Origin of the sequence: Serratia sp. ASV30 (genome assembly GCF_016428815.1) — a bacterium.
Classification (GTDB): Bacteria; Pseudomonadota; Gammaproteobacteria; order Enterobacterales; family Enterobacteriaceae; genus Chania; species Chania fonticola_C.
On the sequence record NZ_JAELTL010000057.1, the window covers coordinates 14,272 to 32,952 of the forward strand.

The window sequence follows — 18,681 nt, forward strand, 5'->3', positions numbered from 1 at the left end:
AAGGGCACCCCGAGTCGACGTTTGCCATTATTAGCGCTGCCGCCAGTGAGGTCAATCACGCGATAGCGTCAAAAAATAAAAAGAGACTCCGTCCCCCCCCAGGTAATGTATAGTTCGCGTTTGACGGGGAAACCATGCTAACTCACTCATCTATCCGCCTTAACAAATACATTAGCGACAGCGGCATTTGTTCTCGTCGCACTGCCGATCTCCACATCAAGGAGGGCCACGTTTTCATCAACGGCCGGTTAGCCGCCTTGGGCGATCAGGTATTGGTCGGGGATATGGTGAAAGTTAACGGCCAGCCGATCGAACCGCGTAGTGCGGACGATTTGGTGCTTATCGCACTGAATAAGCCTGTTGGCATCATCACCAGCATGGGGAAGCACGTGCGGGATAACATCGGTGATTTCGTTAATCACAGCAGACGCGTCTTTCCTATCGGACGCCTGGATAAAGACTCCCAGGGTCTGATTTTCCTGACCAATGACGGCGAGTTGGTCAATAAGATCCTTCGTGCTGGCAATAATCATCAAAAAGAGTATCTGGTCACCGTCAACAAACCGGTGACCAATGAGTTTATTCAGGGCATGAGCGCAGGCGTCCCCATCCTGGGCACGGTGACTCAAAAATGCCTAGTGGAGAAAGAAGCTCCGCAGGTGTTTCGCATCACCCTGGTGCAAGGGCTTAACCGCCAAATCCGCCGCATGTGCAAATATTTTGGTTATGAAGTCACCAAGCTTGAGCGCGCACGTATTATGAACATCGTTCTGAAAGGGTTGCCGCTGGGCGAATGGCGGGATTTCACCACAGAGGAACGGCGCGAGCTATTTAAACTGGTTGAACACTCCTCATCCGAGGATATTTCCTCCCCGCTTCAATAACGCCAGATTTAAGCGACAGTAGCAATATAGCTCCTCGGACCATACTGATTAACCTGATACAAAATGCTCTGGATGCCCCTAAAAAGGGGGCGTACTGATAACGATCCGTTCACACAAAGGGTGCTGCAATTTTCTTGAATATCCGCACCGTTCCACTTTACTTCTCTTTCCGCTCGAAATTGTAATCAACCTCTCAAAACAGCCCGTAATTATCAGTTGATCTTGTTTTCATTCGGCTCTATCTTCTCGCATCCGGGTACATGAAGCGGCTCGCTGGATGCGGTCTATCCCTCCTCCCCCTTTCCGTCTACCACACGGATTTATGACTCTTCTCTTGTCAGAGTTACCACACAGCATTTGATAACTTTCGGTAAACATGAACTCAACGGTTAAAGATACCCTGGCAGCACGTGATGTCACCCTAACCCCGTGGACAGGCTTTTATTTCCTGCAGTCGCTGCTGATCAACTTCGCCCTCGGCTATCCATTTAGTCTGCTGTATGCCGTGGCGTTCGGCTGTGTGTTACTGCTGCTGTGGCGTCTCAGCCCACGCTTGCAAAAGAGTGTGATCGGGCTGTGTAGCCTCATCGCTGCCATGTATTTCCCGTTTGCTCAGGCCTATGGCTCGCCCAATTTTAATACCCTGCTGGCGTTACACTCGACCTCGGTGGAAGAGTCCAGCGAGATATTGACCATCTTCCCGTGGTACAGCTATCTGGTGTCGCTGTTTATTCTGGCTCTGGGCATTATCGCGTTGCGCCGTAAGCCAACCCCGAAAGGCGCTTGGAACACCCTCAACAGCTTATGTCTCACCATCAGCGTGGTCTGCTTTTTTGTCACGCCAGTACAGAATCTGGCGTACGGTGGCGTGTTTAAATTGACCGACTCTGGTTATCCCGTGTTTCGCTTCGTCAGAGATGTGATCGTCAATAACCAGGAAGTGATTGATGAAAAAGCCCGTATGCAGGCGCTTTCGCAACTGAAAGATTCCTGGAACGTGCTGGCGGTGAAACCGAAGTATCATATTTACATGGTAGTGATCGGCGAAAGCGCGCGGCGAGATGCCTTAGGTGCGTTTGGTGGGCACTGGGACAATACCCCCTTTGCCAGCCACGTAAACGGCACGCTGTTGCTTAACTATATTGCGGCCAGCGGATCAACACAGAAATCGCTCGGCATTACGTTAACCCGTGTTATTAACGGTAAACCCCAGTATCAAGATAACTTCGTCACGTTGGCCAATCGGGCAGGTTTTCAGACCTGGTGGTTCTCAAACCAAGGCCAAATTGGTGAATATGACACCGCTATCGCCAGCATTGCCAAACGTGCCGATGAAGTGCAGTTTCTGAAAAACGGTGATTTTGAAGCAGATAAGAATACCCATGATGAAACGCTGCTCAAGATGACCGCCCAGGTTTTTGCCGCCCCGCGCAACACTAACCCGCAACTGATCGTCTTGCACCTGATGGGTTCACATCCGCAAGCCTGCGACCGAACTCAGGGGAAATACGCGGACTTTGTACAATCCAAAGAAACTTCCTGCTATCTTTACACCATGACGCAAACTGACAGCCTGCTAAAACAGCTCTATCAGCAGTTACGCGATACCGGGGAAAGTTTCTCAATGGTCTACTTCTCCGATCATGGTCTGGCATTTAAAGAGCGCGGTACCCAGGTGCAATATCTGGCGCACGATGACCAGTTTCAACAAAATTTTCAGGTCCCCTTTATGGTGCTTTCCAGCGATGACACCGAACACCGCCTGATTAAAGCCCCTCGTTCAGCCAATGATTTCCTGACCTTTTTCGCTTCGTGGACCGGGATAAAAACCAAAGAGCTGACGCCGAAATACTCGTTTCTTTCCGAGCAAAAAGCCGGCCCCGTCTATATCACCAACTTTAAGCTCAAGAAGGTGGACTACACCCATTTGCCGACGGATATCTTTGAAACCCAAACGCGCTGAAGTGTAACAAGGTAGCCTTTGCATCTCGGGCCACTTTGTCTGTAATATGAGGCAGTTAAAATGGAAAGAGCCTGTTGACCAATGAAAAAACTCACTTTTCTGCCTCTCATTTTCCTGACACTGGCGCTGGCAGGTTGCACCAGTGACTACATTATCACGACTAAATATGGCGATAGCCTACAGGCCCACGGCGAACCGGACACTGACCGCAATAGCGGAATGACCAGCTATACTGACATGAACGGCGACTATCATCTGATCAATACCAATGATATTTCAGGGATAGTCAAAAAATAGCCTTTCCTGCGGCTGCGTGACTTTCACGCCCGCCATGCGTAAAGCCTTGCCATGGATTGCAGCGGTTGCATTTTTTATACAGGCCCTTAGAAACTGGCGGCCTGTTCATGATTAACGCCCCCGATAAAGGTTATATCCCATTTGCTGGGCAACAGCCGCAACCATTTTTTGCCCCCGCACGCTGTTACCAACGGGATCAAGTGGTGGTGAGAACGCAGCAATCCCCATTACACCAGGCACCACGGTCAAAATACCGCCCCCAACACCACTTTTACCTGGCAAACCAACGGTGTATGCCCAATCGCCAGAACTGCCATACATCCCTTCCATCGTCATTTCTGCCAAAATAAAGGGCGTGTTAGACTCTGTCAGCACTCGCTTTTTGCTGACGGGGTTGATACCACCGGCGGCAATTGTCGCCCCCATCGTGGCCAATTCAATGGTATTAAGCAGCGTTGAACATTGACGGGTATACACATCGCAGGCTTCCATTGGATCGCAGTACATCGCATCGGCGCTATAGAGTAACCAGGCGATCGCACGGTTATGGAAGTTGGTCGTTTGCTCTGAATCATTCACCTCGTCAGAGAGTGCGATTTGTGCACCCGCTAACTGCTGTTGCATATCAAGAATACGCAACCAGCGGTTTTCACGGTCACTCGCTTTCACTAAGCTCACCGTTGACATTGCCCCGGCATTCACCAGCGGCGAGAGGGGTTTACCTTTATGTAGCTCCAGAGCAATCACTGAGTTAAAGGGCAAGCCAGTGGGATCAGCACCAATCTTGTCCTGAACCTGTTGTGGGCCAACATCTTCCAACGCCAAGGCGAGCGAGCACACTTTTGAAATTGACTCCAGCGCAAAGCGAAACTCCGCATCCCCCTGAGAAATGATATCCCCGTCAACGGTTACAATCGCCAAGGCGGCTAAATGGCTTGGCACGCTCGCTAAAAAAGGGATATAGCTGGCATTCTCGCCGCCACTCAATGTGGAATACTGCGCATAGGCATCCGATGCCACCTGTTGAAGACGTTGTAAATCGATAGTCATGTTGTTGACTCCCAGACTGAATTTGCGGAGTTGGGAGATAATACTCTCAACCCTTGAAAGAAATATTAAGGTTTTGGCACCTGAGCGGTTATTACAGCAGGCTCAATAGTTCTCATCACGCCAATGGCTATGCAAAGCCACCATCAGGTCCAGCCATTCTAGGCCCCCCCACTTAAACATTGTGTAATAGGCACCCAAGATTGATATCGGGCTGAGGGACCCAAAGTGCCTGGCACAAAGATCAGTACGTTACCCACTGCTGCTAACATAATGGCGATAGGATAGTTTCAATAGCGGTATGACCAGCTATATCGGCATAAACGGCGATTATCATCTGATCATAGTGAAAAAATAGCGGCTGTCTGAGTTTTTATCTGCTAAATCGTAGCGGCTTTCGTGTTTATTCGAGTTAACCAAACAAATAGAACTTTCGCAGCCAGGCTTGAATAAGCCTGGCTGCGATAATGTTGAAGCGATATCCTCCTTTATTTAGCCGCCAGCTTACACAGCGTTAACGCCACATTATAAGAAGCCTCAAACGACTTGAGGGGTAAAAACTCAAACCGTGAATGGAAATTATGCGCGCCGGTAAAGAAGTTTGGCGTTAATAACCCTTTGGCAGACAGCGCCGCACCGTCTGTACCGCCGCGCATCGGGATGACTTTAGGCTCAATGTTCAACTCGGCCAGTGCGGCAAAAATCAAATCTATGGCCCGGCGGTCATCGGTGATGGCATTGCTGATATTGCTGTAGGTATCGCTGATGTGATACTCCACCCGAGCGGTGGGATATTGCGCAGCAATCTTCTCCGCCACTTCACCAATCTGCTGTTTGCGGCGCTCAAAATTCGCCAAATCGAAATCACGGATATTGGCTTTCAGCAGCGCTTCGCTTTGCGATGCCTGCATACCGTTAAACCAGATATAACCTTCGCGCCCTTCGGTATGCTCAGGAGTCTGCTGGCAATCGAAGTGGCCGATGTAATCCATCGCCATCAGCAGCGGATTCACCAGCACACCTTTAGAGGACATCGGGTGACTGGTCACGCCGGTAAAGCGCAGTTCGGCGCTGGCGGCGTTGAAGTTTTCATACACCACTTCACCCAATTCGCAGCAGTCGATGGTCCAGGCAAAGTCGACGTCGAAACGCGCCAGATCCAGCGCTTTGGCGCCACACAGGCCAATCTCTTCGTCCGGTACAAACGCCACCACGATATCGCCGTGTTGGTCCTCTGCGGTAAGGTTTTCCAACACCGTCATCACTACCGTGACGGCCGCTTTGTTATCCGCCCCCAACACGCTGGTGCCGTCGCTGAAAATAATCTCTTCTCCCGGATAGGCTTTGATTTCCGGGTGTTCAGCAGTGCGTAGCCAGATATCTTGCTGCGCGTTCAGGCACAAATCCTCACCGGTAAAGCGCAAGATTTGTGGATGGATATCCGGCGATAAACCAACGTCTACGGTATCAATATGGGTGATGAATCCGATACGTGGCGCACCAGGTACGTTGCCTTTTTTCACTGCGGTGACGGTGGCATGTTCGTCAATAACCACATTATCCAGGCCGAGTTGGCGTAGTTCCTCAGCCAGCATCTCCGCCATGGCGAACTGGCCAGGAGTGCTGGGCAAAGTACTCACCGCTGGGTTGCTCTGGCTGGTGACGGCCAGATAGCGGAAGAAACGTTGGGTTAACTGCGTGGCGAGCGGTGAAGACATTATGTTGTGTATGAACGCATCCCGTTTGCAAGGCTTCCATGGCTAGGATCACCAGAGCAATCTTTCAGAATTCACCCTTTTGTTAGAGTTTATTTTTGCCAACTACTGCCTTTACCGAGGCTAGCGTTGACCTCATTGTTATCGTTCGATGTTGTTTGCTGACAATGTAAATTTAATGTTATTTATTAAGCGCTTTAGTACAAGCTTTATTTTTCAGTGGTAGGCTCACCAACAGGAAGATAGTGATGATAATTAAAATTACAAAGCTTGCGCTGGCCATAGCAGCGCTCTCAATAAGCTCTGGGGTAGCAGCAAAAACGTTAGTCTATTGTTCAGAAGGTTCACCAGAAAACTTTAACCCGCAACTCTACACCTCCGGGACCAGCGTAGATGCCAGCGCGGTGCCGATCTATAACCGACTGGTGGATTTCAAAGTCGGTACCACCGAACTGCAGCCTAGCCTGGCAGAAAGCTGGGACGTCAGCGAAGACGGTAAGGTGTACACCTTCCATCTGCGCCAAGGAGTGAAGTTCCAGAGCAACAAATATTTCACGCCGACGCGCGATTTTAACGCCGACGATGTGATCTTCTCGTTTATGCGCCAGAAAGATCCAAACCATCCCTATCACAACGTTTCCAACGGCAACTACTCCAACTTCGAAAGCCTGGAGTTCGGCAAGCTAATCACCGCCATCGACAAGGTTGATGACCATACCGTGCGTTTCACGCTGGCCCATCCGGAAGCGCCGTTTGTTGCCGATTTAGGCTGGTATTTCGCCTCAATTCTCTCTGCGGAATACGCCAATAGCATGTTGAAGGCGGGCACGCCAGAGCGTGTAGATATGGAGCCGATTGGCACCGGGCCGTTTGAATTGAAGCAATATCATAAAGACTCCCGCATCCTGTTTACCGCCTTCCCTGATTACTGGCAGGGCAAAGCGAAAACCGACCGTCTGGTGTTCTCCATCACGCCGGACGCGTCGATCCGTTACGCCAAGCTGGAAAAAAATGAATGCCAGGTGATGCCGTTCCCTAACCCGGCAGACCTGCCACGCATGAGGGAAAATAAAGACATCAACCTGATGCAAAAAGCAGGCTTGAACACCGGCTTCCTGGCGTTTAACACTCAAAAGGCCCCGCTGGATAACGTGAAGGTCCGTCAGGCGTTGGCGTTGGCCATCAATAAACCGGCAATCATCGAGGCAGTATTCCAAGGTACTGGCACTGCGGCGAAAAATATACTGCCTCCGGGCGTGTGGAGTGCCGATGCGGATTTGAAAGACTACGATTACGATCCGGAGAAGGCCAAAGCCCTACTGAAAGAAGCTGGCTTCGCCAACGGTATGACCATCGATCTGTGGGCAATGCCGGTTCAACGCCCGTATAACCCGAACGCCAAGCGCATGGCAGAGATGATCCAGGCCGACTGGGCGAAAGTGGGCGTAACGGCCAAAGTAGTGACCTATGAGTGGGGCGAGTACCTGACGCGGGTGAAAAACGGCGAGCATCAGGCCGCACTGATGGGCTGGACCACGGCAACCGGGGATCCGGATAACTTCTTTGGCCCGCTGTATAGCTGCACGTCAGCCAACGGCGGCTCTAACTCGTCGAAGTGGTGTTATCAGCCGTTTGATAAGCTGATCCTGGAGGCTCGAGCCGAAAGTAACCACCAAAAGCGCGTAGCGCTTTACAAGGAAGCCCAGCAGATGATGCACGATCAGATGCCGGCGGTGATGATTGCCCACTCGACGATTTTTGAGCCGGTGCGCAAAGAGGTCACCGGATACGAAATCGACCCGTTCGGCAAGCATATTTTCTATCAGGTCGATGTGAAATAAGCGCTGACGCTTGAACGATGACTAAGGGCTTCAAACCGAGAGGGATGAAGCCTTTTTTATTACTGCCCCGTAACCGAATTTCGCAACAATCTGACTGTGATAGCTATCACAACTGCAACCTGCCCCCCACGCATACATCCAGCAGCCAGCCTAGCTTCAAGGTATAATCAGATTTCAAATTGATGACTGACCGTTCTGGCCGTCTTGACCATTCTGACCATTCTGACCGTCTTGGCCATTCTGACCGTCTTGACCATTCTGGCCATCCTGACCATCCTGACCATCCTGACCATCCTGACCGTCTTGACCGTTCTGCAATTTAGTATGGCCATTCTCAGGCTCAACAGGTTTTACTTGAGCAGCGTGACCACCAAGAGAAATGGCCAGCAGAAAAACCAAGTACATATTTTTTTTAATTTTCATGAAATGTCAGACTCACTATGGTTAGGGAAAGCGCAGGGAACGCACGTTCACACATTGGAAACCAATCCGGTGCAGGATTTACGGCAGGTAGCATAGCAAGTAACCAGAGATGGCAACACCAAGAAAAAATACAACCATTCACTGGGGCCAATACTGGATGGCCTGGGCCGCGAAAACCTTAATATCGTCAATTTCGTCACGTTCCATCATCATCTCTGCCAGCATTTGCGGGTAGCACCTGGATAAACATCACCGAGCTGCGGAATGGGGAACCGCCATCCTGCTACCACTGTTGCTGGTCAAAAACTTACTCAGGGTATGCTGCGCATCAGCACGCAAACATTCGAATGTTACGATATTTGTAGGATGAAGAATAAACCGCTCTCCTCTGTGATCCAGATCCTATATTTAATTAATGAGGCCAGCCTTTTTCGGCCAGGGTTCCACAGGGAGAAAAGTATCAACCACTTATTCGGCCACCAATGGCTTCTGGCAACGATGTTGATAGCTAGCGCTCATACTTTCGCAGCATCCCCATCTGACCCGATTAGTCAGGCGCAGGAGCAATTGGCCCAGATTGCTGAGTATCAGTGCAAGATCGACTCACGCTCGGCACAAGGCGATCGCACCCTGATGCGTTACAGCTACCGTAAGCCGGGCTATGTGCGGATGGATTTCAGCGAACCTCATCGTGGTGCCGTGCTGATCTATGATCCCGATAGCGCTAAGGTACGCGTATGGCCATTCGGTATCGGCACTCTGCCAGTGCTGAGCCTGTCACCCAGCAACTCGTTGGTACAAGGCCCTAACGGCCATCGCATAGACCAATCGGACGTTGGCACCTTGCTGCGTAATATTCGCCACCTCCAGCAAGGGGGAAAAACGACCGTCATCGGTAAGGAAGCCCTGGCGGGACAAGCCGCTTTGCATGTCACCATCCTTGGAGCAGCGGGGGTTAATGTCGGTGGCGTTCACCGTTATGAGGTTTGGTTAGAGGATAGCCACAGCTTCCCAACCAAGGTGGTCAGCTACGATACCGACAATCGAGAAATAGAAACCGTGATGATGGACGCTCTGGTGTTCAACCTGCATTTTCCCACTGACTTCTTTACCCCTTAAGGCAGAGCCCAATATGGCCGAATACCAGTTCGTCACCACCTGGCGTATCAAAGCCCCATTACAGACGGTGTGGGAGGTACTCTATCATCCCGATATCTGGCCAAGCTGGTGGAAAAACCTGTTACAGGTGGTCGAGATAGTGAAAGGCAATGAGCTTGGGATCGGGGCGCTACATCATTATACCTGGCAAGGCGTGCTGCCTTACCGCATCACTTTCGACATGCATATAGTCAATATCGTGCCACTACAGCTATTGGAGGGACAAGCCAGCGGCGAAGTTGAAGGGGTTGGCCAATGGCTGTTAAGTTCCGATGGGGTTTATACCCTTGCGCGTTATACCTGGCATGTCCGAACCACTACGCTCTGGATGAACTGCCTGGCACCGCTGGCAGCACCGTTATTTCGCTGGAACCACGATGCGGTGATGCGGGCCGGAGCCAAAGGATTGGCGCAACGGCTGGGTACCAGCGTTGAAATGAGTTGATTGTCAGCTATAGTGCTAGCAAATCATCAGGAGCCGCCATGCACATAAGACCTTACCAAGAGGCCGATCGCCTTTTCCTGCGCAGCCTGTATCTGGCCGCCCGCCAAACCGCCTTTACCTGGCGTGACACGCGAAATTATCGGCTGGAAGATTTTGATCGCTCAACGATTGGCGAAGAGATCTGGGTAGCCGAACGGGACGGCAAGCTGCTCGGCTTTGTCTCGATTTATCACGCCGATAATTTTATTCATAATCTGTATGTCGATCCTCTCCTGCCGCCGCAGGGCGTGGGCAGCGCGCTGTTGCATGCCGCAGAACAGACGTTTACCTCAACCGGGTCGCTCAAGTGCCTGGTGAAAAATGACAAGGCGCTGGCGTTCTATCACAAGCACGGCTGGCAGATCGTCTCCACCGGTGGTGACGGCGGCGAAGAGTATTACCTTTTACATTCGCCGAAAGGATAGCGTTGTTCTTAAGCTTGCGGTTTCAGCACAATGGAACAAGCGTATCTGTCCGCCGGATGGATGGACACCGTCGTTTCGAACGTTTCACCATGGCGGTCCACGTAACGACGAACAATTCTCAGTGCGGGTGAGCCGGGTTCAACGCCAAGCACTTTGGCAATTTTCGGCGATACGCCAACGGCGGTGATGGTCTGCCGAACCTCTTCACTCTTGACCCCATAATGTTTTTCAATCAGCTCGCTGATCAATGCGTAGGGATCGCTGCGCACCAGGCGACGTATCTTGTCATAAATAAGTCGGGTATAGCTGTCTGTCCAGCAGATGGGGGCGTCTTTCTTTGCGCCGTCTTCACGGATACTGGCGATATGTAACCAGCGCGACCCTGGCGCACCGCCGATCACTTGAGATAGCTCCTCATCAGCCACCACCTCATCAATCTTTTTCACCACCCGAAGGTTATTGTTGGCCAGGAAAAGCAAATCTTCCAGGCTGGCCAGCGGGTGATTCATAGCGCTGTCTGATTTTTTTTCCACTATCAGCGTGCCAATCCCCTTACGCCTGACGATCAACCCCTGCTCGGTGATATCACGCAAGGCTTCACGAATGGTATGTCGGCTGACATCAAACTGTTCGCACAGCTCCATTTCAGGTGGCAACAGCGTGCCTACCGGGTACTTACCCGAGGCAATGCTTTGCACCAGCTCACGAGCAATACGTTTATAAAGAGATTCTTTCATAGCGGTCTGGCCGTTACTCCCGAAAAAACTTTCAGATCAACATCACAAAGTTGTAGCAAGACAGCTTTGCTCAAATGTCCGTACATTATATATTGTCCGTACATATTAAATGTACGGACATTTAAGGAAGCCTGAACAGCAAGAGTCCTCGTTTCCTCGCGCCTCACGAGCTGCTGTTTAGCCACCTGTCCCTATATGACATATGAAATAAATCTTACCACCATTCTTACACTCAGGGAGGCAATATGGCTTCTAATGTTCTTGATTCTATTCTGTTCCGTGACGCTTTTGGTACCCCGGAAATGCGTGCCATTTTTGATGATCGCGAGTTGGTACGCAAGTACGTCGAGGTGGAGGTCGCTCTGGCCAAAGCCGAAGCTCGCTGTGGGGTGATCCCAGTGGAAGCCGCAGAGGAAATTGCGGCCAGATGCAGTGCAGACACGCTGGATTTTGACCTACTGCGTCATGAAACCGAAATCGTTGGCTATCCCATTTTACCGTTGGTGCATCAGATATCGAAGCAGGCTGGCAGCTCAGGGGGATACGTTCACTGGGGGGCAACGACACAAGATATTATGGATACCGCAGTAGTCCTGCAAATCCGCGATGCATTCGAACTTATCGAAACCGATATCAACGAACTACGCCGCATTCTGGCTGACATGGCACAGCGCTACCGAACCACCCCAATGGCCGGACGCACCCATTTGCAGCAAGCCTTGCCGATCACCTTCGGTTATAAGGCGGCAATCTGGCTCAATATGTTTGATCGGCACGCTGAACGCCTGGCACAAGCCCGCCCGCGCGTCCTGGTAGGTCAATTCGCCGGAGCCGCCGGGACGTTGGCATCGCTGGGGGATAAGGGGCTGGCTGTGCAGCAGGCGATGATGGAAGAGCTGAGGCTGGGTATTCCGGACTCCACCTGGCATGTAGCACGCGACGGTTTTGCCGAAGCCGTTAACCTGTTGGGCCTGATCACCGGATCGTTGGGCAAAATCGCCTATGACGTCATGCTAATGGCCTCAAACGAATTCGGCGAACTCTATGAGCCCTTCGTCAAAGGCCGTGGTGCCAGCAGTACCATGCCGCAAAAACGCAATCCCATATCCAGTGAGCTTATGCTGGCCTGTGCCAAAGGAGTTCGTCAGCAGGCTGGGTTGATGTTGGATGCGATGGTCCAGGATCTGGAGCGCGCTACCGGGCCCTGGCATGCCGAATGGATAGCCATCCCAGAAAGCTTCATTCTCAGCGCTGGTGCACTGAAACAGGCAAGATTTATGCTCGGTGGGCTGATTGTGGATGAAGCTGCCATGGCAAAAAACCTGGACATGACTAATGGGTTGATCGTAGCAGAAGCCGTGATGATGGGGCTTGCACCTTATATTGGCCGCCAGGATGCCCATGATGTGGTGTATGACGCCTGCCGCATTGTCAATGAACAGGGTGGACGCCTCGCCGATGTGCTGAACGCGTTACCGGCTATTGCCAGTCGTCTGGAGCCAGAGCTGATTGAGCAGCTTACCGATCCGACCAATTATTTGGGTATGGCACCGCAAATGGTGGATCGGGCAGTACAGCAATCAGCCAAACAGGGCTAACGCATCCGCAGGAAATTCAATCCTTGTATAAGGAGATAATTATGTCAGCAGGATCACCCGACAGAAAGAAAAAAGCTATCGCCACCCTGATCCCACTGCTTTTAGGCTTGGCAATCTGGCTTTACCCGGTCCCCGAGGGATTAACACCGCAGGCTTGGCAGATGTTCGCCATCTTTGCAGCAACTATTGCGGCAATTCTGACTCAACCTCTGCCCTCCGGGGCAGTCATGCTGGTCGCGCTTTGCGTAGCCATTTTTACCGGAACCCTGACGGAGGCTAAAGCCTTATCCGGCTTTGCCAGTGGGACAGTATGGCTGATTTTCTGTGCTTATATCCTGTCACTGGGGTTCGTTACCTCCGGCTTGGGCAAGCGTATCGCCTATAAAATGCTGTCACTATTTGGTGGCAGCAGCCTGGGGATTGCCTACTCGCTAGGGGTATCCGATCTGATTATGGCTCCGGCCATGCCATCGGTAACCGCCAGATCGGGAGGCATCATCTTTCCCATCGTACGCTCTATCAATGAAGTCTTAGGGTCGGCACCAGGTAAGAGCGGTAAAAAGATCGGCGACTTTCTGATTATGGTGTGCTTCCAGTTCACCCCCATTACCGGTGCCATATTTCTGACGGGTATGGCGGCGAACCCACTGGTGGGCAGCCTGGCAAAAGATTCGTTGGGGGTAGAAATAACCTGGGGTGGCTGGTTCGTGGCCGCGGTCGTTCCCGCCATGGTGTGCTTTTTTCTGATGCCACTGCTGGTCTATAAGATCTTGAACCCGGAACTTAAAAAGACCCCGGAAGCGAAAGATATGGGACGCCGTGCCCTCAATGAGCTGGGTGCTATGTCAGGCGTTGAAAAAAAGGTCGCGCTGGGTTTTATCTTGGCGCTGCTGGGTTGGGGCACCAGTCTGCTGACAGGATTATCAGCCACCACGGTAGGGCTGGGGTTGGCTGCCTATCTGTTTGCTACTCATGCCGTGAGTTGGAAAGACCTGCTTAAAGATCAGGCCGCGTGGGATACGGTGATCTGGTTCAGCGTCATCATCAGCCTGGCGGGCGGGCGGGCTATCCAGCCTCGGTTTTATCAGTTGGATGACCACCAAGCTCGAAACCACTATTAGCGGTTTTGGCGCAATGCAGACGTTTGTCATTCTGGGGATACTGTATATTTATGTGCATTATCTGTTTGCCACGGCCTCCGGCCATGTCGCTGCACTGTATGCACCGTTCGCGGCTACCGCTATCGCTGCTGGCGCGCCACCGATGATGGTTGCCATCTGTTTTGGTATTTTCAGCAATTTGATGTGGGGAAATACCGAATATGGCGGCGGCCCTGGCCCCATTTACTTCGCTCAGGGATATTTTGAACGGCCACGTTTCTACAAAATCAATTTTTGCGTGGTGACGTTCAACGTCATTCTGATCTTCGTTGTAGGCCTCGCCTGGTGGAAATTGCTAGGGTACTATTGATCACTATTACCGAATCAGGCGTCATGGATATAGCGCCTGGTTCATTGAGGATATTCACTCCCCCTAACCAACCAAGGAATAGCCATCGTGGATCCGGCTGGCGTCAATACAGGGATAGACACCTACCGCGCACAAACAAAGCGCTACGTACATCTGCTTTTTGCCCTTCAGGCGATAGGTGCATCCTCGCCTGCGATTATTATCTCGCTAGGCGGGTTGGTAGGTGAAACATTAAGCAGTAATAAAGCCTTATCCACGCTACCGGTCAGCCTCTTCAACATTGGCCTGGCCTTGTCGGTGTTACCGGTAGGAGCCCTGATAGCCCGCTTTGGGCGCGTTAACGCCTATACCCTTGGTGCGTTCAGTGCGCTCATCGGGGGGATAATAGCTGCATGGGGCGTCATAAACGGCTCCTTCATCCTGTTCTGTCTGGGCTGCCTGATGGCCGGGGGTTACGCGGCATGCGTACAAAGCTACCGTTTTGCGGTAACGGATTATGTCGCCAAACCTGAGCAACCCGTAGCGATCTCCCGGGTTATGCTCGGCGGACTGTTGGCTGCGGTGATTGGCCCACAACTGGTGATCTGGACGCAAAACCTGTTGCCAGTTCCCCTGTCAGCCAGTTTCCTCGGGCAGTCTCTGCTGGCGTTGGTTGCATTGCTGCTTTTATGGCAAATGAGGCACATGACTACTCGCTTGGCAGCTCAACAAAACCCGCTTTCCGACTCCGTTCAAACAACATCAACAGATAAAATCCGCTCTCTGGGGGAAATCGCCAGCTCATTGCGCTTTATCACCACAGCAGTGGCAGCCTTGGTTTCTTATGGTCTGATGACGTTTATGATGACCGCAACGCCGCTGGCGATGATCCATCACGGACACAGTCTGTCCACTGCCACATTAGGGATCCAATGGCATATTCTGGCCATGTACGCGCCGGCGTTTATCACTGGCCGGCTGATATCGCGTTTTGGGCCACGTAACGTCTGTGCCAGCGGGCTATTGCTGACGGCCTGCGCCGCTGCAGTTTCCATGATAGGCACCGAGGTAATCTGGTTCTGGGGCGGATTAATCCTGCTGGGTGTCGGCTGGAACTTTGGTTTTGTCAGCGCAACCGTCATGCTGAGCGCTTGTTACACGCATCAGGAACGGCTGAAGGTTCAATCACTGAATGACTCTTTTGTTTTCGGTACTACCGCATTAGCCTCTCTGTTATCTGGGCAGATGATGCATATTCTCGGCTGGTTCTGGCTGAATATGCTGGTGTTTATTCCGGTCGTCATTGCGTTGGGATTGCTGTTTATCCAGGGTATGGCGGAAAAAAAAGCGGCAGCATAACCCTGCGCTGGCGTATGGAAGGGTCAACGGCAATATTTCAGCGTGCGCCACCAGAACAGCAATGCCACCAGGCTTACCGAGCCGCCCAGCCAGCATACGCCATGCCACCCCGCCCACGCATAAATATGGCTACCGGCAAACGCCCCCAATCCACTGCCAACGGCATAAAACAGCATGTAGCACCCAACCAGGCGACTGTGGGACTGCGGGTGCGCAGTGAAAATCATGCTCTGATTCAGGACATGGATTGCCTGCCCGGCCAGATCCAGCAAGATGATACCGCCAATCAGGTACGCCATTCCTCGCTCCATCAACCCAAGCGGCAACCAAGCGATCATCAACAACAACAGGCACATCCCGCTAACTGTCTGCCCCCAGCCTTGGTCAGCCAGATGCCCGGCTCTCATCGCCGCCATCGCACCAACTGCCCCTACCAACCCAAATGCACCAATGGTCGAATGAGAAAAAAGAAATGGGGGCTGGCTCAAGGGGAGAACCAGCGTGCTCCAGAAGATGCTGAATGCCGCGAACATCAGCAACGCCAACATACCGCGCACCTGCAAAATCCGGTCATGGCGTAACAGGCTCAGCATTGAGCTCAGCAGTTGCCAATAACTCAACTTCAACTCGGAAGCTGGCTGCTTTGGCAATAAACGAGCCAGAACAGGAAGTAATATCAGGGTAATAGCCGCTGAGAAAAAGTAGACCGTTCGCCAACCGCCGATATCCGCGAGTCCCCCAGAGAGAGTGCGCGCCAGCAGTAACCCCATCACCACTCCCCCCTGAGCGGCCCCCACCACACGTCCGCGCTCCAGGGGAGATGACAGCGTAGCAGCAAAGGCGATCAATCCCTGCGTCATTGCGGTTCCCAACAGTCCCACCAACAGCATAGCCACGAGTAGCACCACGCTGCTGCTCGACACGCCGACCATCAGCAACGCGAGCATCAGCAGTATTTGCTGCACTGCCAGCAGGCGATGGCGATCCAGCAAATCCCCCAAAGGAACCACCAATAACAGCGCACAGGCACAACCGACCTGGGTCGCCGCAATCACCATCCCTACTCTTGCCAAGCTGATATTAAAATCCTCCGCAATGGCATCAAGCAGCGGTTGCGCGTAATAAACATTGGCCACGCTGAAAGCGCAGGCTGCGGCCAACAGCAGCACCAGTGACGTAGGTAAAAGCTCAACAGACTGCGAGCGGAAGGCTTCCAGCGGTTTATCACTCATCAAGCGCCTCGTTATAAGTGGTTTCATTATTAAACTCAATGCACTTTAGTGAAAGAGGTTTTATAATGCAACCAGAATAATTCTGGAGCCGCAGCATGAAACGAAAAAGCCTTGAAGATGCTCAATGCCCAGTAGCACGAACCTTGGATGTGCTGGGTGACTGGTGGTCACTGTTGATCATCCGCGACGCCTTTGACGGCATCAGCCGGTTTAGTGAGTTTCAAAAGAATCTGGGGATGGCAAAGAATATTCTTTCCACTCGGCTACGCACGCTGGTCGCCCAGGGGATCTTGCAAGTAAGCCCTGCCGCCGATGGCAGCGCCTATCAGGAGTATTTGCTGACCGATAAAGGCCGCGAAATCTTCCCGATTATCGTCGCACTGCGCCAATGGGGAGAGGATCATCTTTTTGCGGCAGGAGAGGACTATTCACGCCTGGTGGAAAACGATAGCGACCAGCCAATACCTCGTATGACACCAATCGGTCATGCAGGGCAAGCACTCAACTTACGCAATACTCGAGTCGTAAAAGTGGATGAGAAATAAAAATGCTGAAAGTCATTGCCGAAGATTTTATCAAGGTTGAAGCGATAGAAACGGTGTTGCCACTTTATCAAGAGCTGGTTGAAGCCACCAAGCAGGAACCCCGCTGCATCGCCTATGATCTGTATGTCGATCAAAAGGATGCCGGGCACTTTATCTTTATCGAAGAGTGGCCAGATCGCGCGGCGTTGGAGGCTCACTGCGCGACCGAACACTTTAAACGCCTGGTGCCGCTGATCGATCAACATAAACGCAAAGAGGCGACTTATATTTTGATGGATAATTTTCCTGAGAAAGCATAGAGAAGTAGCCAAGCAATAGCCCGTCAGGCCAGCCTGAGTCCGTTTGAATACCGAACTCAGGCCTGGTTAACCGCTTGATACAGGCAAATTAAATTTATAGGCTCCGTTAAAAATATAGAGCTAATAATAAATAGTTACTGTTTAGTGACTCCCAATGTGACTATGGCCTCATTGCCAGAAACGTATAACGAATAGTCCTTATTAGAGGATACAGGTTTAATGCCTTTTTCTATCATCCCTGCAAGTCTATCCATATTGGCTTGTTCATCACCGTAACCATGCAATGTTTGCGTCAATCCCTTATTAATCAATTGGAAAGATGCAATAAACTCAGAGGCCGGGCTAAGAAAATGGCCAATCAGCGGCTTGTTTTCCATGATTAATTTTGTTCTTTCGTTAATATTCACTTGCCCAGTAATGCCGATAGACTCTATATTTTGGTGGCTCAGTATTTCTCTGGCAATCATGTTAAAAACAAAATTCTCATATTCACGCTGTGACTTCATGGCGCTGCTTAGCTGAGCACTGAATGCAAAAACGGTGATTAGAGGGACGAGTGATAGATATTTTAATCTTGGAGAAAAATACATAATCGGAATGGCAATAATGACCAATAGTACCGAAAATGAAACCAGAGTCCTTGGAAATATAGGGGCATCTTGCAAAAGGACTGTTGGCCCCATTAGAGACACCAAGAAAATAAAACATGACAGTAAAGCGTATATCATGAATGAAATTATTTTCTTTTTATGTGCATAATTCCTGACTATCATGAATACCAAAGCAACCACTACAGGCACCAGGAAATAGATATAAACAGGACCGTAAAAATACGATAGAACCAGTTCTTTCAATGCCTTTATCGTGCTTAACAGTTTTTCAGCACCCTCAGCATTCGGCAAAATAATTTCCGATCGCGAGTTGTTTTTTACAGCAAAAAACAGCATATAAACCAGATAAAAACAAACAAATGTCACTGCCTTGTTTATTATTAATTTTATGGATTGGGCTATTGTAGATTCACTTTTAACTGCAATAACCATCATATCAATGGCAAGCAGGCCGATGAAAATATTCATGCATGGTTGATAGATGGTTAGCGATAACACGCCCGCTATTATTTTTATTGAACCTTCACGAATTATGCTGTCGTTCCTATAAGTATAGGCTAACACGGCAAGAAACAAGGCAATAACCTGTCTCTTATACACATCTCAGAGCCCAC

The 18,681-nt window shown here is 51.1% G+C and carries 17 protein-coding genes and 1 pseudogene; 12 read left to right on the plus strand and 6 right to left on the minus strand.

Translation table 11 applies throughout. The annotated features are described in order from the left end of the window. Positions 1–134: 134 nt before the first annotated feature. The 3 genes from rluF (at position 135) to JHD74_RS20795 (ending at position 3,144) form a co-directional block, all read left to right on the plus strand. Complete coding sequence (gene rluF / locus JHD74_RS20785) at positions 135–884, plus strand: 23S rRNA pseudouridine(2604) synthase RluF (RefSeq protein WP_199063421.1); 750 nt, start codon at positions 135–137, stop codon at positions 882–884. 376 nt (positions 885–1,260) lie between these two features. Beyond that, positions 1,261–2,847 (plus strand): phosphoethanolamine transferase, encoded by a 1,587-nt coding sequence (locus tag JHD74_RS20790; RefSeq protein ID WP_199063422.1) that lies wholly within the window; start codon positions 1,261–1,263, stop codon positions 2,845–2,847. Positions 2,848–2,928: 81 nt separating this feature from the next. Further along, positions 2,929–3,144 carry a YgdI/YgdR family lipoprotein gene (locus JHD74_RS20795; protein WP_024527015.1) on the plus strand — a complete coding sequence of 72 codons (216 nt, stop codon included), beginning with the start codon at positions 2,929–2,931 and terminating at the stop codon, positions 3,142–3,144. 111 nt (positions 3,145–3,255) lie between these two features. On the opposite strand, the gene glsA is transcribed toward JHD74_RS20795, so the two are convergent. Together glsA and pepT are read right to left on the minus strand one after the other, a co-directional pair. Next, positions 3,256–4,194, minus strand: coding sequence for a glutaminase A (glsA, locus tag JHD74_RS20800; RefSeq protein ID WP_074029435.1), 939 nt, complete (start codon positions 4,192–4,194; stop codon positions 3,256–3,258). Positions 4,195–4,679: 485 nt separating this feature from the next. Next, positions 4,680–5,909 (minus strand): peptidase T, encoded by a 1,230-nt coding sequence (gene pepT / locus JHD74_RS20805; protein ID WP_199063423.1) that lies wholly within the window; start codon positions 5,907–5,909, stop codon positions 4,680–4,682. A gap of 245 nt (positions 5,910–6,154) precedes the next feature. Between pepT and JHD74_RS20810 the strand changes: the two genes are divergently transcribed. Continuing rightward, entirely contained in the window at positions 6,155–7,747 is a 1,593-nt protein-coding gene (locus tag JHD74_RS20810) for an ABC transporter substrate-binding protein (protein WP_199063424.1), read from the plus strand. A 174-nt stretch (positions 7,748–7,921) separates the two neighbouring features. Here JHD74_RS20810 and JHD74_RS20815 read toward each other — a convergent pair whose 3' ends face one another. After that, positions 7,922–8,170 (minus strand): hypothetical protein, encoded by a 249-nt coding sequence (locus JHD74_RS20815; protein ID WP_199063425.1) that lies wholly within the window; start codon positions 8,168–8,170, stop codon positions 7,922–7,924. A 567-nt stretch (positions 8,171–8,737) separates the two neighbouring features. On the opposite strand from JHD74_RS20815, the gene JHD74_RS20820 reads away from it, so the two are divergent. From JHD74_RS20820 to JHD74_RS20830, 3 genes are read left to right on the plus strand one after another with little or no spacing between them, the layout of a single operon-like run. Continuing rightward, on the plus strand, positions 8,738–9,289 hold the full coding sequence (locus tag JHD74_RS20820) for a DUF1571 domain-containing protein (protein WP_233169620.1): 552 nt from the start codon (positions 8,738–8,740) through the stop codon (positions 9,287–9,289). Positions 9,290–9,302: 13 nt separating this feature from the next. After that, the gene (locus JHD74_RS20825; protein WP_024527009.1) at positions 9,303–9,773 is read left to right on the plus strand and encodes an SRPBCC family protein; all 471 of its coding nucleotides are present in this window, start codon (positions 9,303–9,305) and stop codon (positions 9,771–9,773) included. A gap of 38 nt (positions 9,774–9,811) precedes the next feature. After that, positions 9,812–10,237, plus strand: coding sequence for a GNAT family N-acetyltransferase (locus tag JHD74_RS20830; RefSeq protein ID WP_074029441.1), 426 nt, complete (start codon positions 9,812–9,814; stop codon positions 10,235–10,237). An 8-nt stretch (positions 10,238–10,245) separates the two neighbouring features. On the opposite strand, the gene JHD74_RS20835 is transcribed toward JHD74_RS20830, so the two are convergent. Then, entirely contained in the window at positions 10,246–10,974 is a 729-nt protein-coding gene (locus tag JHD74_RS20835) for a GntR family transcriptional regulator (RefSeq protein ID WP_065686591.1), read from the minus strand. Between the two features lie 245 nt (positions 10,975–11,219). Between JHD74_RS20835 and JHD74_RS20840 the strand changes: the two genes are divergently transcribed. The 3 genes and pseudogenes from JHD74_RS20840 (at position 11,220) to JHD74_RS20850 (ending at position 15,380) form a co-directional block, all read left to right on the plus strand. Then, positions 11,220–12,572, plus strand: a complete 1,353-nt coding sequence (locus tag JHD74_RS20840) for an adenylosuccinate lyase family protein (protein ID WP_199063426.1) — start codon at positions 11,220–11,222, stop codon at positions 12,570–12,572. A gap of 41 nt (positions 12,573–12,613) precedes the next feature. After that, a pseudogene (locus tag JHD74_RS20845) lies at positions 12,614–14,042 on the plus strand (DASS family sodium-coupled anion symporter). 87 nt (positions 14,043–14,129) lie between these two features. Continuing rightward, the gene (locus tag JHD74_RS20850) at positions 14,130–15,380 is read left to right on the plus strand and encodes an MFS transporter (protein ID WP_261160609.1); all 1,251 of its coding nucleotides are present in this window, start codon (positions 14,130–14,132) and stop codon (positions 15,378–15,380) included. Between the two features lie 23 nt (positions 15,381–15,403). Here JHD74_RS20850 and JHD74_RS20855 read toward each other — a convergent pair whose 3' ends face one another. Further along, positions 15,404–16,612 (minus strand): MFS transporter, encoded by a 1,209-nt coding sequence (locus tag JHD74_RS20855; protein WP_199063427.1) that lies wholly within the window; start codon positions 16,610–16,612, stop codon positions 15,404–15,406. Positions 16,613–16,707: 95 nt separating this feature from the next. Between JHD74_RS20855 and JHD74_RS20860 the strand changes: the two genes are divergently transcribed. Both JHD74_RS20860 and JHD74_RS20865 read left to right on the plus strand, forming a co-directional pair. After that, positions 16,708–17,157, plus strand: a complete 450-nt coding sequence (locus tag JHD74_RS20860) for a helix-turn-helix domain-containing protein (protein WP_074029447.1) — start codon at positions 16,708–16,710, stop codon at positions 17,155–17,157. A gap of 2 nt (positions 17,158–17,159) precedes the next feature. Further along, a complete protein-coding gene (locus tag JHD74_RS20865; protein ID WP_199063428.1) occupies positions 17,160–17,456 on the plus strand; it encodes a putative quinol monooxygenase in 297 nt (98 codons plus the stop codon). Between the two features lie 134 nt (positions 17,457–17,590). On the opposite strand, the gene JHD74_RS20870 is transcribed toward JHD74_RS20865, so the two are convergent. Further along, entirely contained in the window at positions 17,591–18,667 is a 1,077-nt protein-coding gene (locus JHD74_RS20870) for a glucosyltransferase domain-containing protein (protein ID WP_199063429.1), read from the minus strand. Positions 18,668–18,681: the final 14 nt, after the last annotated feature.

What these genes read in the sequence shown, in the direction of transcription:
- JHD74_RS20855 (WP_199063427.1), bottom strand. Translation starts at nt 16,612, where the DNA reads ATGAGTGATAAACCGCTGGAAGCCTTCCGCTCGCAGTCTGTTGAGCTT.
- JHD74_RS20835 (WP_065686591.1), bottom strand. Translation starts at nt 10,974, where the DNA reads ATGAAAGAATCTCTTTATAAACGTATTGCTCGTGAGCTGGTGCAAAGC.
- glsA (WP_074029435.1), bottom strand. Translation starts at nt 4,194, where the DNA reads ATGACTATCGATTTACAACGTCTTCAACAGGTGGCATCGGATGCCTAT.
- JHD74_RS20810 (WP_199063424.1), top strand. Translation starts at nt 6,155, where the DNA reads ATGATAATTAAAATTACAAAGCTTGCGCTGGCCATAGCAGCGCTCTCA.
- JHD74_RS20830 (WP_074029441.1), top strand. Translation starts at nt 9,812, where the DNA reads ATGCACATAAGACCTTACCAAGAGGCCGATCGCCTTTTCCTGCGCAGC.
- pepT (WP_199063423.1), bottom strand. Translation starts at nt 5,909, where the DNA reads ATGTCTTCACCGCTCGCCACGCAGTTAACCCAACGTTTCTTCCGCTAT.
- JHD74_RS20815 (WP_199063425.1), bottom strand. Translation starts at nt 8,170, where the DNA reads ATGAAAATTAAAAAAAATATGTACTTGGTTTTTCTGCTGGCCATTTCT.
- JHD74_RS20860 (WP_074029447.1), top strand. Translation starts at nt 16,708, where the DNA reads ATGAAACGAAAAAGCCTTGAAGATGCTCAATGCCCAGTAGCACGAACC.
- JHD74_RS20825 (WP_024527009.1), top strand. Translation starts at nt 9,303, where the DNA reads ATGGCCGAATACCAGTTCGTCACCACCTGGCGTATCAAAGCCCCATTA.
- JHD74_RS20840 (WP_199063426.1), top strand. Translation starts at nt 11,220, where the DNA reads ATGGCTTCTAATGTTCTTGATTCTATTCTGTTCCGTGACGCTTTTGGT.
- JHD74_RS20790 (WP_199063422.1), top strand. Translation starts at nt 1,261, where the DNA reads ATGAACTCAACGGTTAAAGATACCCTGGCAGCACGTGATGTCACCCTA.
- rluF (WP_199063421.1), top strand. Translation starts at nt 135, where the DNA reads ATGCTAACTCACTCATCTATCCGCCTTAACAAATACATTAGCGACAGC.
- JHD74_RS20795 (WP_024527015.1), top strand. Translation starts at nt 2,929, where the DNA reads ATGAAAAAACTCACTTTTCTGCCTCTCATTTTCCTGACACTGGCGCTG.
- JHD74_RS20865 (WP_199063428.1), top strand. Translation starts at nt 17,160, where the DNA reads ATGCTGAAAGTCATTGCCGAAGATTTTATCAAGGTTGAAGCGATAGAA.